12 protein-coding genes are annotated in these 13,837 nt (G+C 73.5%); 7 read left to right on the top strand and 5 right to left on the bottom strand.

The features are described 5' to 3' along the window. Window positions 1-8: 8 nt before the first annotated feature. On the top strand, window positions 9-923 hold the full coding sequence (locus ACSMTC_RS21500; RefSeq protein ID WP_436561336.1) for an RNA polymerase sigma factor: 915 nt from the start codon (window positions 9-11) through the stop codon (window positions 921-923). Then, on the top strand, window positions 920-2,086 hold the full coding sequence (locus tag ACSMTC_RS21495; RefSeq protein ID WP_436561335.1) for a zf-HC2 domain-containing protein: 1,167 nt from the start codon (window positions 920-922) through the stop codon (window positions 2,084-2,086). The genes ACSMTC_RS21500 and ACSMTC_RS21495 overlap by 4 nt, the downstream gene beginning before the upstream one ends. A gap of 61 nt (window positions 2,087-2,147) precedes the next feature. On the opposite strand, the gene purU is transcribed toward ACSMTC_RS21495, so the two are convergent. Together purU and ACSMTC_RS21485 are read right to left on the bottom strand one after the other, a co-directional pair. Then, window positions 2,148-3,014 (bottom strand): formyltetrahydrofolate deformylase, encoded by an 867-nt coding sequence (gene purU / locus ACSMTC_RS21490; RefSeq protein WP_436561334.1) that lies wholly within the window; start codon window positions 3,012-3,014, stop codon window positions 2,148-2,150. Between the two features lie 191 nt (window positions 3,015-3,205). Continuing rightward, on the bottom strand, window positions 3,206-3,724 hold the full coding sequence (locus ACSMTC_RS21485) for an SCO4402 family protein (RefSeq protein WP_436561333.1): 519 nt from the start codon (window positions 3,722-3,724) through the stop codon (window positions 3,206-3,208). A gap of 183 nt (window positions 3,725-3,907) precedes the next feature. On the opposite strand from ACSMTC_RS21485, the gene ACSMTC_RS21480 reads away from it, so the two are divergent. Then, a complete protein-coding gene (locus ACSMTC_RS21480; protein WP_436561332.1) occupies window positions 3,908-5,221 on the top strand; it encodes an ABC transporter substrate-binding protein in 1,314 nt (437 codons plus the stop codon). 133 nt (window positions 5,222-5,354) lie between these two features. Here the strand turns inward: ACSMTC_RS21480 and ACSMTC_RS21475 are convergent, their stop codons facing one another. Further along, entirely contained in the window at window positions 5,355-6,620 is a 1,266-nt protein-coding gene (locus tag ACSMTC_RS21475; protein ID WP_436561331.1) for a hypothetical protein, read from the bottom strand. 258 nt (window positions 6,621-6,878) lie between these two features. Continuing rightward, a complete protein-coding gene (locus ACSMTC_RS21470) occupies window positions 6,879-8,255 on the bottom strand; it encodes an NsdA family TPR-like regulatory protein (RefSeq protein WP_436561330.1) in 1,377 nt (458 codons plus the stop codon). 328 nt (window positions 8,256-8,583) lie between these two features. Here ACSMTC_RS21470 and ACSMTC_RS21465 point away from each other — a divergent pair, with 328 nt between their 5' ends. Next, the gene (locus ACSMTC_RS21465) at window positions 8,584-9,282 is read left to right on the top strand and encodes a bifunctional DNA primase/polymerase (RefSeq protein ID WP_436561329.1); all 699 of its coding nucleotides are present in this window, start codon (window positions 8,584-8,586) and stop codon (window positions 9,280-9,282) included. Between the two features lie 736 nt (window positions 9,283-10,018). Here ACSMTC_RS21465 and ACSMTC_RS21460 read toward each other — a convergent pair. Further along, the gene (locus ACSMTC_RS21460; RefSeq protein WP_436561328.1) at window positions 10,019-10,711 is read right to left on the bottom strand and encodes an iron-dependent transcriptional repressor DtxR; all 693 of its coding nucleotides are present in this window, start codon (window positions 10,709-10,711) and stop codon (window positions 10,019-10,021) included. 210 nt (window positions 10,712-10,921) lie between these two features. On the opposite strand from ACSMTC_RS21460, the gene ACSMTC_RS21455 reads away from it, so the two are divergent. The 3 genes from ACSMTC_RS21455 to ACSMTC_RS21445 all read left to right on the top strand — a co-directional run bounded on the left by ACSMTC_RS21455 (window position 10,922) and on the right by ACSMTC_RS21445 (window position 13,836). Then, on the top strand, window positions 10,922-11,671 hold the full coding sequence (locus tag ACSMTC_RS21455) for a sugar isomerase domain-containing protein (protein WP_436561327.1): 750 nt from the start codon (window positions 10,922-10,924) through the stop codon (window positions 11,669-11,671). Window positions 11,672-11,810: 139 nt separating this feature from the next. Further along, the gene (locus tag ACSMTC_RS21450) at window positions 11,811-12,797 is read left to right on the top strand and encodes a DUF4231 domain-containing protein (protein WP_436561326.1); all 987 of its coding nucleotides are present in this window, start codon (window positions 11,811-11,813) and stop codon (window positions 12,795-12,797) included. Window positions 12,798-12,960: 163 nt separating this feature from the next. After that, the gene (locus ACSMTC_RS21445; protein ID WP_436561325.1) at window positions 12,961-13,836 is read left to right on the top strand and encodes an alpha/beta fold hydrolase; all 876 of its coding nucleotides are present in this window, start codon (window positions 12,961-12,963) and stop codon (window positions 13,834-13,836) included. Window position 13,837 lies beyond the last annotated feature (1 nt).

Here is a 13,837-nt window from a genome sequence, read left to right as displayed (position 1 = left end):
GAGGGGCCATGGCCGCTGGCGCGCCCAGCCCGCGTCGGGTCACCCCGAGTGCTGCTCCCGGTTCCGCTTCGAGCGCCGCTTCGGGCGCCGCCCGGGGTGGTGGCCCGGGGTGGGACGAGCTGATCCGGTGGCGGCTCGCCCGGGGTGAGGAGACCGCCCTCGGCGAGCTGTACGACCGCTTCGCCCCGCTGGTGCACGGCCTGGCCGGCTGCATCCTCGACGACCGCACCGCCGCCCAGCAGCTCACCCGCGAGGTCTTCGCCCACCTCTGGGAGCACCCCGGCTCCTTCGACCCCGCCCAGGGCTCGCTGCGCTCCTGGCTCGGCGCGCTGACCCGCCGCCGGGCCCTCGACCGACTGCGCGCGCTGCACACCGACGACCGCGAGCTGCGGGCGCGCGCCGGCGCGGCCCGGGCGCAGTCCGCCGTCGAGTCCCTGCCCGATCCACTACGCGAGACCCTCGCGGTGGCGTACTTCGACGGCCGTACCTACCAGGAGACGGCCCTTCGGCTGGGCATCAGCGAACAGGACGCCAAACAGCGCATCCGGCTCGGGCTGCAGCTGCTGGCCGGCCGGCTCGGCGAGGGCGAAGACGAGGGCGAGGGCGAAGGCCAAAGCAAGGGTGAGGGCGACGCTGAGGACGACGACGAGAGCCCCGAGCACAGCGGCGGCGTGAGCGGCGGTGGCGTCGCCGTCCGGTACGGAGCCGGACGTCCGGACGCGTACCCCACGGGCAGCGGGCACCACGAGGCGGGGAGCGCGGTAGCGCGCGGATGCGCCAGTCGCGCGGACACCGCGCGCGAGTATGAGGGGCGCACGGATGCGGGGCCTTCGCACCCGGCGCACGCTCATCCGGCGCCCGGGCGTGCGCGGTCCGCGCCCCCGGACCACGGGTGTGCGGGTGCGGCCGGGGCGGGCGCATGAGCATCGACGACGCGCGGCACGACTCCCTGCGCTCCCTACTCGGTGCCTGGGCGCTGGACGCCTGCCCGCGCCGGGAGGCCGCCGAGGTGGCCCGGCACCTGACGCTCTGCCCGGAGTGCGCCGAGGAGGCCTCCCGGCTGCGGAACGCCGCCGCCCGGCTCTCCGCCGACGATCCGCTCGACCCGCCCGGGTCGCTGCGCCAGCAGGTGCTCGACTGGTGCCTCGCCCGACGGCCCGCCGAACTGCCGGTCCCGGCCTGGGCCGCACCGTACGCGGCCGAGACCGCCAAGCTGGACGCGCTGCTGCGCGACCTGGGCCCCGATGAGTGGCACGAGGTCGCCGAACTGCCCTGGCACGGTGGGGTGCAGCGCTGGCGTCCGGCCGAGGTCCTCTGCCATCTGGCAGCGGTGGACGGTCTGCTGGCGCCCGCCCTCGGGCTGCCCGACCCGGTACCGGGAGCGGCCGGGCCCGCCGGCGTCCCGCCCCGGGTGCCGCCACAGGCCGCCCCGGGACTCCCTTCACAGCCGCCGCCACCGGGCCACGGGCCGCTCGGGGTGCTGGAGCGCAGCGAGCGGCTGATGGCCGACCTGGCCGGGTCGGACCCCGCGGCCGTCCGCTCGGTCTGGCGGCGGCACAGCCAGACCCTGGTCCGGGGCGCCGCGCTGCGGGCCGACGGCGCCGCCCCGGTCGACTTCGGCTTCGCCACCGTGCCGCTGGGCGACGCCTTCCTCGACCGGGCCTTCGAGTGCTGGATCCACGGGGACGACATCGCCCGTGCGGTGGACTACCCCTACGCGCCGCCGAAGCCCGGGCATCTGCGATCCATGATCGACCTGGCCGCCCGGATGCTCCCGCTCGCCCTGGCCGAACTGCGCCAACCCCAGCCGGAGCCCGCCGGGTTCGGCGGACCGCCACCGCGCGGACGGGTGGTCCGGATGGTCGCCGACGGCCCGGGCGGCGGCGAGTGGCTCATCCCGCTGGACGGTCCCGGACCGCCGCCGGACGACGCCGACCCGATCGCCTCGATGGTCCTGGACGGCCTGGACTTCTGCCGGCTGGCCGCCGCCCACCAGCACCCCGAGCACGTCCTGGTCGGGGAGTTCGGCGACCGCACCGCGATCCGGGAGGTCCTGCGGGCGGCCCCGCTGCTCTCCCGCCCGTAGCGGCGCGGCCCTTCCGTCCGCAGCGCTGCCGCCCGACCGCGCACCGAGGGGGCGCCAGGCCCTAGCCGAAGACGACGGTACGGCTCCCGTTGAGCAGCACCCGCCGCTCGCTGTGCCACTTCACCGCGCGGGCCAGCGCCTGGCACTCGACGTCGCGGCCGAGCGCCACCAGCTGGTCCGGCGTCACGTCGTGGGTGACCCGGGCCACCTCCTGCTCGATGATCGGGCCCTCGTCCAGGTCGGCGGTGACGTAGTGCGCGGTGGCACCGATCAGCTTCACGCCCCGGGCGTGCGCCTGGTGGTACGGCTTGGCGCCCTTGAAGCTCGGCAGGAAGGAGTGGTGGATGTTGATCATCCGGCCGGACAGCGCCTTGCAAAGGTCGTCCGAGAGCACCTGCATGTAGCGGGCCAGCACCACCAGGTCCACGTTCTCCGCGGCGACCAGGTCGAGCAGCTGCTGCTCGGCCCGGGACTTGGTCTCCTTGGTGACCGGGATGTGGTGGAACGGGATGCCGTACGACTCGGTGAGCTCGCGGAAGTCGGTGTGGTTGGAAACCACGGCCGCGATCTCGATCGGCAGCGCGCCGATCCGGGTCCGGAAGAGCAGGTCGTTCAGGCAGTGGCCGAACTTGCTGACCATCAGGATGACGCGCATCCGCTCGTCGGTCGGGTGGATCTGCCAGTCCATCCGGAACGAGGCGCCGATCGCGGCGAAACTGGCCCGCAGCTTCTCCGTGCTGACCGGCTGCTCGGCGGAGAAGTGCACCCGCATGAAGAACAGCCCGCTGTCCCCGTCGCCGAACTGCTGGCTGTCGATGATGTTGCAGCCCGTCATGAAGAGATAGCTGGAGACCGCGTGCACGATTCCCTGCTTGTCGGGGCAGGACAGCGTGAGGACGTACTGGGTGCTGGCCGGCTGCTGTTCCACGGTGGGGCTTCCCGTTCTGAGGTCAATGGGTGCGCAGGCGGTCCAGGGTGTCACAAACCGGACGCCACTCGCCGCACTGCCCGTCATCCGGAACGGATCGTCTCTGCCGCGCGCCGGGCCGCCGTCCGGGGCGGAGGGCGGCCCGACCGGGGCCCGAGCGGCTCCGCCGGCTCACCTCCGCCCGGGAGGCCTCAGTTGATCTTGGTGAGGATCCGCAGCACTTCCAGCGATCGCGGCGGCGCGTCCGGGTCCTCCCCGTCGCTGACCGCGAGCGCGACGTGCGCCTCCCGCGCCGCCCGGACCGCCTCCGGCCAGTCCGGGTGCCCCAGGTAGCTCGCGGCGGGGGCATCCGCCCCGACGGCGTGCAGGATCCGCAGCACCCTGAGCACCGCGTGGTCGACCAGCGCCGCCTCTGTGCTGTCCCGGAATATCGTGCCGACGTACTTCTCGGCCGACCAGCGGTCCAGCCAGGTGTCCTCGACCAGGCGGTACACGGCGTCGGTCACATCGCCGTAGCCGCTGTGCCCGGCCAGCCAGGTCTGCTGCTGGAAGGCGGGATCGGACAGCATGTGCAGTGCGGAGCGGAGGCGGGCACGCCACCGCCACCAGGGCAGGTCGTTGAGCGGCATACCGCCCATCGTGCTGGAGCGGTGCGCGCCACGAGGAGTGTTTCGGGCAGACCGGTACGGAGAATCTGAAGTGGCGGACATGGGCAACGATCGTACGTTCCCCCACCGTTAGCGATCCACACGAGCTCTACACGCGTCACTCCGGGCCAACACCCGGAGTTCGCGCTCCCTTGCCGCGGCGTTTGCCCGGCGGACCTCTCCCTGCACCCGACCGGGTCAAGGCTTGAGCGGCCGTACGCCCAGTAACCCGGGGAGGGCACCACCATGGAACCGAGCGGACATCCGGACCAGCGGCATTCGACCGGCGCCCGACAGCCCGTGCCCAACCGCCGGCGCACCATGGGGGCGCTCGCCGCAACTGCCGCGCTACTGCCCGCACTCCTCGCCACCTCGGCCTGTACCGGCTCCGCCGACGCCGCCGCGACCGCGGACCGCGAGGTCACCCTGATGACCTGGGCGCCGTCCGACACCGGTGCCGCCGACCGGCCCGGTATGACCGCGCTGGCCGCGGCGATCGGCCGCGAACTCAACGCCGGGGGTGGCCTGGCCGGCCACCGGGTCACCGTCCTGACCTGCAACGAGCACAACACCTCCGACGGCGCCACCGCCTGCGCCCGGCAGGCCGTCGCCGCCCACGCGGCCGCCGTGGTGGGCTCGTACAGCCAGTTCGGCAGTGACTTCATCCCCGTGCTGGAAGCCGCCCAGATCCCGTACATCGGCGGATACGGGCTCTCCACACCGGAGTTCAGCAGCCCGCTCTCCTACCCGGTGAACGGCGGCACACCCGCGCTGATCGCGGGGAGCGGCCTCCAGCTGGTCGAGGCCGGCTGCAGGACCGTCACCCTGATCCGGCCCGACACCCGCGCCGGCGACACCCTGCTCGGCTACCTCGCCGGAGCCCTCGGACCCGCCAACGTCAGACTGGTCGACCTCCGCGCGCCCGAGCAGTCCAGCGACTACGCCGCCATCGCCGCCAAGGCCATCGGCGAGGACCGGCCGGGCAGCTGCGTCACCAGCGCCCTCGGCCCCGAGGCCACCTCCAACCTGCTCGACCCGTACCGGCGGCTCGGCCCCAAAAACACCGTGCTGGCCTCGGTGATCGGCAGTTTCCAGCAGTCGGTGGTCGATTCCACCGGCGGCGACAGCGGACCGCTCGGCGGCGCCTACGCGACCGGCTGGTACCCGCCGGAGAGTTCGCACGTCTGGGACGCGCTGCGGACCACCGTGCGCGGCTACGGCAGCAGCGACGCCCCCATCGACGTGTCCGACCCCGGGGTGCAGACCACCTGGGTCGCGTACGAGGTCCTCCGGCAGGCCGCCCAGCGGGTCGGCGAGGGGAAGGCACTCACCTCGAAGGCGCTGCGCAACGTCCTGGACAGCGGCGAGCCGATCGACACCACCGGTGCGACCCCTCCGCTCAACTGGGGACTGACCAGCATGCTCCCCAGCGCGGACTCGCCCCGCCTGGTGAACACCTCGGTCACCTACCAGCGGGTCAAGGACGGACGCCTGACCGAACCGCACCCGGGCTTCGTCGACGTCCGCTGGGTCCTCGTCCACGGCACGCCCCCGGCCTGAACCGCACGCCCGGGAGCCCGGAGGCACGGGCGAACCGAGCGCGGGCCCGGGCACATGCCGCGGCCCGAGGGCCTGTCCGGCGGATCTTCTCGCGCGCCCGGAAAGCTCCGCCGGGCGGGCCCTGAGCGCCGCCTCAGAGTTCGCTGGTGCTCTTGGTGGGCAGGTTGGTCTGGGCGGCGATGGCGTTCCAGAGGGTCGCGGCCTGGCCCTTCGCCGTACTGGCCGTACCGCTGGCGTCGTTGGCCGCCTTGAGGTGCGGGTTGTCCTGCTTGGACGGGTCGCAGCCGGCCGCCGAGTCACCGGCCCAGCCCGCGTACTCGCGGTCCGCGGTGGCCGACGCCTGCCAGGCCTTCTGCAGCTGCGCGACCAGCTGGGTGCCGCTCGGAAGCTTGTCGACCTTCAGCCCGTTCAGCCCGGCGACCAGCTGGTCGCGCTGGGTGGCGGCCTGGGCGAGCGCCTGCTGCGACTCCGGCAGCTGCTGGCACTTGTTGACGGCGGCCACCGCGGCGATCACGCTCTGCCGGCTGGAGCTGGCCTTGCCCAGCAGGTCGGAGATCGCCTGGGCCTGGGCCTGCAGCTGCGGGTCGGCCGCCGCCGCGCTGCCGGAGGCGGCCGCACTCGGCGCGCTGCCGGCGACCTTGGCGACCGGGGTCGTCTTGGCGGCGGCGGTGTTGTCGGTCTTGTCGCCGCCGCCGCTCATCAGCATGGCGGCCACGATGGCCACCACCGCCACACCGCCGACGGCCGCCCCGCCGAGCAGCAGCTTGTTGGAACGGCGCCCGCCACTGTCCTCCGCGCCGGGAGCGTACGCCGAGGGCGCACCCTGGTACCCCTGCGCGGGCGCACCCGCGTACGGCTGCTGCTGCGGCGCCCCGAACTGCTGCTGGCCACCGAAGGACGGCTGCCCCTCGAAGGACTGCTGCCCGCCGTACGAGGGCTGGCCCCCCATCGGAGCCTGGCCCAGCGGCGGCTGTCCCTGAAGCGGCCCGGCCGCGGTCTGCTGCCCGCCGAACTGCTCGGCGGCGCCGAACTGCTGCTGGCCGCCGAAGGACGGCTGCCCGCCGAAGGACTGTTGCGCGCCGAAGGACTGCTGCGCGCCGTACGAGGGCTGGCCCCCCATCGGCTGCTGGGGCATGCCGCCACCGGCCATCGGGTCGCCGGCCGGGTACGGCGGCAGGTACTGCGTGGCAGCGGCCGAGTCGGCCTGCGGCTGCTGGACGGGCTGGTGCGGGGCCCCGCCGACAGGACCGCCGAGGTACTCGGGGCCGCCCTGGAACTGCTCGGTGGGCACGTCCTGCTGCTGCGGCGGCGGGGCGCCCGGGGCACCGGCGGGCTCGGGCCGGAACAGGTCGTCCAGGTTGAAGTCGTTGGAGCTGGAGTACGAGCGGCGCTGGCTCAACGCGATTCCTCACCTGTGTGTGGCGCCTGGCACGCGCGGGCAGGCGACGGCAGCCGGGCGGCATCCCACCGCCCGAACCGTCGAATCCGCGTATGCACCCGGGCCTTCCTCGGTTCTTCCGCGCGCTCGCTGACGGCGGACCACGGCTACTCGGCACGCCCGGCGACGCTCGCGCCGCCGTACGGCGCTTGTAACGCCGAATATCGGGCCCACGCTACCTGTTCGCCGGCACGGGTGACTACGTGGGCCGGTCTTCTCTCACGCGGCCTCCACGTCGACCCGGGCCTGGAACTCCCGGACCACCCGGTTGTCCCGGTACGGCTCGAGCCTGCGGCGGAAGTCGTCCAGGTACTCCACACCGCGGTTCGACCGCAGCCCGCTGAGCAGCCGGATGGCCTGCGCGCCCGTCTCACAGGCCCGTTCGACGTCGCGCTGCTGGAGCTGGGCGGTGGCGAGCAGCACCAAGTCCACCGCACGGCGCCGGACCCGGGTCGGCGGGTGGAGTTCGAGCGCGGTCCTGGCGTAGCGCTCGGCCTGCGCGGCCTGTTCCAAGTCCCGGTGGCAGTGCGCCAGCTCGTCGGCCAGGTAGGCCTCGTCGAAGTGGACGATCCAGTCGGGGTCGTCCTGCGGGTTGCGCTGCTCCATCGCGGCCACCGCCTTGGCCGCCACCGCCTCGCAGGAGCGGGCGTCGCCGAGCAGGGCGTGCCCCCTGGCCTCCGCCGCGTAGAACATCGCCATCGCGGTCGGGGTGGCCACCGTGCGGGCGCCCTCCTGTGCGGCGCGGGCGAGTTGGGCGATCTCACGCGGATTTCCGAGGGTCGCCGCCAGGTGGCTCATCGAGGCGGCGAGCACATAGCCGCCGTACCCGCGGTCGTCGGCGGCCTGGGCGAGCCGCAGCGCCTGGATGTAGTACCGCTGGGCGAGGCCGGGTTGACCGGTGTCCACCGCCATGTAGCCCGCCAGCTCGGTGAGTCTGGCGACCGCGGCGAAGAGCTGACGGCCGGTCTCCTCCCGGTACGCACCGCCGATCAGACCGGAGACCACGGAGTTGAGGTAGTGCACCACCACCGGGCGGACGTGGCCGCTGCCGAAGCGGTGGTCCAGCTCGACCAGCATCTGGGTGGTCGCCCGGATCGCCGCCACGTCGGCCGGGCCGACCCGGGGGCCGCCGGTGCGGGCCACCACCGGGTCGGGCGGGGTGATCAGCCAGTCCCGGCTCGGCTCGACCAGCGCGGAGGCGGCCACCGTCGCCCCGGTCAGGAACTCGCGGCGGCCGACGTCGCTGCGCCAGAGCTCGCAGACCTGCTCGAGGGCGGCGCTCAGGGTGGGCGCGAACTGCAGCCCGACACCGGAGCTGAGGTTCTTGCCGTCGGCCATGCCGATCTCGTCCACCGTGACGCTCCGGCCGAGCTTGCGGCCCAGCGCCTCGGCGATCACGGCGGGCGCCTGGCCACGCGGCTGCTGACCGCGCAGCCACCGGGCGACCGAGGTCTTGTCGTAGCGCAGGTCGAGGCCGTGCTCGGCGCCGCAGAGATTCACCCGGCGGGCGAGCCCGGCGTTCGAGCAGCTCGCTTCCTGGATCAGCTGCTGCAAGCGCTCGTTGGGCTGTCGTGCGACAAGTGGTCTCGCGGCCATGGGTTTCGCCTCCCCACGCCCCCGGCCCTGGACCGGAGGGCGACGATTCTGCATGCTCTGGTGCCGACGTGCCGACCGGTTAGGGCTTCTGACCCCAGATTAGCGATCAGCGACACCAGCGGGATACCCACGGTGAGCAATCCACTCCCCGCGCGCCCTGCCAAATGCCCCTGTGCGCCCCCTGCTGCGCCGGGCGCGACCCCCGTTCGACTGCACTGCGCCCTACCGGGGTTGGGCGTCATCACCGATACGGGTGACATCGCCTCCGGCGGTTTGACCGCCCCGATCGCAGCCGTAACCCCACTCACTGACGGTAGTTGAGCACCGCGTGGATGACACCCCAGGAACCCAGTCGCAGGAGCTGCCCCCACTTCTCGTCGAAGCCGTCAGATACGTGGAGGACCGGCACTGGGAAGTCGTCCCCGGCGCATGGCTGATCGAGGGGGACGGCCCGGCGCGCTGCTCGTGCGGCGACCTCGGCTGTGCGCTCCCCGGCGCACACCCCGCCAGCCCCGACTGGCGCCGCGAGGCCAGTTCCGGCCCCGGCGTGGTCCGGCACTGGTGGACCAGGACCCCGTCGGCCTCGATCCTGCTGCCCACCGGGCGCTCCTTCGACGTACTGGACGTCCCGGAGGTGGCGGGCTGCCTGGCGCTGGCCCGGATGGAGCGGATGGGACTGCAGCTGGGCCCGGTGGTGGCCGTACCGGCGGCGGCCGGGCAGATCGGGCGGCGGCTGCACTTCCTGGTACTGCCCGGCGGGCAGAGCAAGCTGCCGGAGCTGCTGCGCAGGCAGGGCTGGGCCCCCGGCCGGCTCGATCTGACGGCCCGCGGCGAGGACGACTTCATCGTCGCCCCGCCCTCCCGGGTCGGCGGGTACCGGTTCGCCCAGTGGGCCCGGCCGCCGTCCGCGCTGAACCGCTGGCTGCCGGACGCCGCCGAGCTGATCAGCCCGCTCGCGTACGCCTGCGGGCGGGGCGGGGCGACACCCGCCGCCGCGCCGAGGAGCCAGCCGGTGGCCGCGCGCTGACCCCGCCGCGGACGGCCGTCCGGCGGTACCCCGGCCACTGCCCTACGCCTATCGGGTGAGGGGCGGCGCTGCGCGACACCACACGCGCACCTGACGGGCCCTGTCTCCCACCGGAGGCAGGGCCCGTCAGACGCATGTGCGGATAAAAGACCGGTGTACCCGATCGTCAGGAGCGAAAGCCCCTCGTACGAGTGACGGCACTCAAGGATTGCGGTGATCTGCCGAGGGGAGGAATTCCGACGAGAGGGGCGGCCGGCGAGACGGACAGGAGGGCAGCGCAGCAGGACACCGCAGGGCACAGGGCCACAGCGGGGCACCAGGGGGCAGCAGGACCGGGGGACACCGGGGAGGGCGCTCGGACGGGGAAGCCGAGCGCGGTGGACGGGGAGGAAGCCGGGGGGCCGTGGTACCGACCGCGCTCGGGGTGGTCGAGTGGCACGGGCCGGGGGTCGGGGAGGGAAACGGGGAGGACTGGGGAGGGCCGATGAGCCCGGTGCACGGGGATGCACCGGGCTCATCGGCGTTCGGCCGGACGGCCCCTCCTCGGGGGCCGAAGAGCGCACGATGAGCCGCTCGGGACGGAGGACGGCTGCGGCCGGGCCGCACGCGGCGCCCCTGACGGCCCCGGCGGGGCGTGGGGCCCCGCTTCGCGCGGGTGCGCACGGCCCAGGTGCCCGCCGCCCCGCCTCCTGACGACGGCCACCCGCTCACGCCCGGACGGGGCACCCCCGACGGCTCAGGGCTGGGTGACGAAGACGTGGGCCGTGATGTCCTTGCCCAGTTCGGCCGGGCTCTCGCCGCTGCCGACCAGCAGACCGCCGACCCCGGCCGCGACCTGGACGGTGGCACCCGGGCGGACCCCGGCGCGGCGCAGCGTACGCATCAGGTCCTCGTCGGTCTGGATCGGCTCACCGATCCGGCGGACCACCACGCTGGTCCCGCCCTCGCCCGGCTGCACCGCGTCCAGGGTGACCAGGCCGGCGTCGAAGCCCTCGCCCTCGGCCTTGGTGTCGCCGAGCTCGTCCAGACCCGGGATCGGGTTGCCGTACGGGGACTGGGTGGGGTGGCCGAGCATCGCGAGCACCTTGCGCTCCACCGTCTCGCTCATCACGTGCTCCCAGCGGCAGGCCTCCTCGTGCACCTCCTCCCACTCCAGGCCGATCACGTCGACCAGCAGGCACTCGGCGATGCGGTGCTTGCGCATGACCCGGGTGGCGAGCCGGCGGCCGTCCTCGGTCAGTTCCAGGTGCCGGTCACCGGCGACCCGGAGCAGGCCGTCGCGCTCCATCCGCCCCACGGTCTGGCTCACGGTGGGGCCGCTCTGTTCCAGGCGCTCGGCGATCCTGGCGCGCATCGGGGTGATGCCCTCTTCCTCCAGCTCCAGGATGGTCCGAAGGTACATCTCAGTGGTGTCGATCAGCCCAGACATCGCAGCCGGCTCCGTTCATCGGTGTCCTCACCGCCAATTCTGACGTACCGCGCGGACAACCAGAGCCGCCCGGGCCTTATGCCCAGGGCATTTCGCCCCTGTTGACAGCGGGCCACCGCAGGCCGCACCGTGCTCGCCGTAGCTTTCTCCATGGCTTTCCCGAACCGCGGTCCGGACCGTCCCGACCGCACAGCACGGTACGGAGATCTGATGAGCGACCTGGCCGGGCAGTACTTCGATGCCGCGGTGGCCCACCTCCAGCGAGTCCGTACCGAGGAGGCCCGGACCATCGAGCAGGCCGCGTCACTGCTGGCCGACGCGGTGGCGGAGGGTAGGAGGATCTTCACCTTCGGTGCCGGGCACTCCTCGCTGGCCGCCCAGGACGTGGTCTACCGGGCCGGCGGACTGGCCGTGGTCAATCTGCTGAACGTGCCCGGCATGGTCGGGGTCAACGTGATGCCCGCGCCGCTCGGCAGCGCGCTGGAACGGGTCTCCGGCCTGGCTCCGGCCACGCTGGACCTCACCCCGGCCCGCGCGGGAGACCTCCTGTTCGTGATCTCGCTCTCCGGACGGCAGGTCATGCCGGTCGAACTGGCCCAGCACGCCAGGTCGCGCGGGCTGCGGGTGATCGGGGTCACCTCGCTGGCGTACCCGGCCGAGGTCTCCTCGCAGCACCCGTCCGGGACGTACCTCAAGGACCACTGCGACGTGGTGCTGGACAGCAAGATCGCGGTCGGTGACGGCGAGCTGTCGCACCCCGGCGCCGGGACCACCTTCGGCTCCGTCTCCACCGTCGTGACCAGTGCGCTGATGCAGGCCGTGGTCGCCACGGCGGTCGGGAAACTCACCGACCGGGGCATCACCCCGCCGCTGTTCCGCTCCGGCAACGTGGACGGCGGCACGGAGTGGAACGCCCGGCTGATGGCCGAGAACGCCGACCGGATCTACTACGCGTACTAGGGGCTTCGGACGGGGGCGCGAGAGCTGCCCCGGCGGGCGCCCGGCGGCCGGAGATTGGCCGGAGGCGACGCGTACCGGACACGTGGCCGGGGCAGTAGGTACCTGCTGGTGACACGGCGAGGCAGCAGTGGGGGCCGACATGGCAGCGGAGTCAGGGCGGTCGAACCGGCGCTTCGAGGAGCGCGAGCTGCTGCCCGAGCTGTTCTGGACGGCGGACTCCTCCTCACTGCAGGGGCAGCACCGCGCCGTCGCGCTCTCCCGCTGGGAGCTGCTGCTCCTGGTCGCGGCGGCGGCCTCGGGTTCGGCGGACGGCACGCGCTGGGCCTGGACCGCGGCCTTCGCCTACCTGTGCACCGTCGCCCTCGCGGCCGTGATCGGCCGCCAGAACCCGCAGGGCCTCTGGTACGAGGGCCGGGCCGCCGCCGAGTCGGTCAAGACGCTCTCCTGGAAGTACGCCGTCCGCGCCGACGCCTATCAGCCGCCACCGCGCACCCTGCCCGATGCCGAGCTGCTGTACGACGCGCAACTCGGCGGCATCATCGGCCAGTTCGGCGCCAGCCGGGCGATCCCCCGGCTGGACCGGGTACAGGCCGAGCTGGCCACCTGGCGCGGACCGGTGGACGGGCGGGCGCCCAACCACCCGCAGATCACCGAGACCATGGCGGCACTGCGTGAGCAGCCACTGGCCGTCCGGCGCGAGGTCTATCTGCGGGAGCGGGTGCGGACACAGCGCGACTGGTACCGGGCCAAGGCCCGGCAGTGCGCCGTCGCCAGCCGCTGGACCAGCGTGTTCGGCATCGCGCTGCCGATGCTCGGCCTCGGGCTGGCGGTGCTGCGCGCGCTCGGGTACTTCGGCTACGACGCGCTCGGCACGGTCTCCGCCGTCGCCGCCTCGATCGCCGCCTGGGCCCAGCTGCGCCAGTACCGGCCACAGTCGGCCGCCTACTCGCTGGCCGCCTCCGAACTGGCCGTGATCGAGGCCCAGTTGGGCAGCCTGGAGGTGGGTTCGGGGGAGGCCGAGGAGACCTGGGCCCGGATCGCCAGGGACGCCGAGGACGCGATCTCACGGGAGCACACCACCTGGCAGGCCCGTCGCGAGGTCAGGAACCTGGATGTGGCCGGGTGACCGGCCCTCAGAGCGGGCATGTACCAGACATGGACATTTCCGACGGCGCGGTGCGACGCGGCCCTGCGGCGCCGGTTGCCGCCGACAGAAGATCCCTGGCAGCCAACTCCCTTACCCTGGAACTGCGTTAAGGATCTCTGTCCCCTGACGAAGGAGAGACCGAGTGGCCGAACTCCTGGTCCATACCCCTGACGGCCGCAGGCTGGCGGTGGACACCCACGGAGACATGCAGGGCCGTCCGGTCTTCCTGATGCACGGCACCCCCGGCAGCCGGGTCGGCCCGCTGCCGCGCGCCTCGGTGCTGTACCGCCTCGGGGTGCGGCTGATCTCCTTCGACCGCCCCGGCTACGGCGACTCCACCCGCCTGCCCGGCCGCCGGGTGGGCTCGGCCGCCGCCGATGTGACGGCCATCGCCGACGCACTGGGCATCGGCGGCTTCGCGGTGCTCGGCCGCTCCGGCGGCGGACCGCACGCACTGGCCTGCGCGGCGCTGCTGCCGGACCGGGTCACCAGGGTGTCGGCACTCGTCTGCCTGGCCCCCCGGCACGCGGAGGGGCTCGACTGGTACGCCGGGATGACCGAGGCCAACCGGCGCGGATACAGCGAGGTCGAACGCGGCCCGCACCGCTTCGTCGACGCCTTCCAGGTCAGGTCCCGGAAGATCAAGGACGACCCGGCCGCCCTGATCAAGGGCCTGGTCCCCGAACTCCCGCCCGCGGACCGGTCGGTGGTCTCCGACGCCGGAATCCGCCGGATGCTGCTGAGCACCTACCGGGAGGCGTTCAGGTACGGCGCCCACGGCTGGATCGACGACGTGCTGGCCTTCACCACCGACTGGGGCTTCAAGGTGGAGGACATCACCGTTCCGACCAGGCTCTGGCACGGCGCCGACGACCAGTTCTCCCCGGTCGAGCACTCCCAGTGGCTCGCCGACCACATCCCCGGCGCCGAGCTCTACCTGGAGCCCGGCGCCGCCCACTTCGGCGCCCTGCGGGTGATGGCCGAGGAACTGAAGTGGGCGGCCGGGGCGGCCGGCTGAC

Origin of the sequence: Kitasatospora sp. HPM-01-4, from assembly GCF_051374625.1 — a bacterium.
Lineage (GTDB): Bacteria > Actinomycetota > Actinomycetes > Streptomycetales > Streptomycetaceae > Kitasatospora.
Note: the sequence above shows the minus strand (reverse complement) of the source record. Positions and strands in the feature narration are given on the sequence as shown.

Bases quoted from the DNA above. Each gene is read 5' to 3' on its own strand.
- ACSMTC_RS21480 (WP_436561332.1), top strand. From the start codon at position 3,908: ATGGAACCGAGCGGACATCCGGACCAGCGGCATTCGACCGGCGCCCGA.
- ACSMTC_RS21485 (WP_436561333.1), bottom strand. From the start codon at position 3,724: ATGTCCGCCACTTCAGATTCTCCGTACCGGTCTGCCCGAAACACTCCT.
- ACSMTC_RS21460 (WP_436561328.1), bottom strand. From the start codon at position 10,711: ATGTCTGGGCTGATCGACACCACTGAGATGTACCTTCGGACCATCCTG.
- ACSMTC_RS21500 (WP_436561336.1), top strand. From the start codon at position 9: ATGGCCGCTGGCGCGCCCAGCCCGCGTCGGGTCACCCCGAGTGCTGCT.
- ACSMTC_RS21450 (WP_436561326.1), top strand. From the start codon at position 11,811: ATGGCAGCGGAGTCAGGGCGGTCGAACCGGCGCTTCGAGGAGCGCGAG.
- ACSMTC_RS21470 (WP_436561330.1), bottom strand. From the start codon at position 8,255: ATGGCCGCGAGACCACTTGTCGCACGACAGCCCAACGAGCGCTTGCAG.
- ACSMTC_RS21495 (WP_436561335.1), top strand. From the start codon at position 920: ATGAGCATCGACGACGCGCGGCACGACTCCCTGCGCTCCCTACTCGGT.
- ACSMTC_RS21455 (WP_436561327.1), top strand. From the start codon at position 10,922: ATGAGCGACCTGGCCGGGCAGTACTTCGATGCCGCGGTGGCCCACCTC.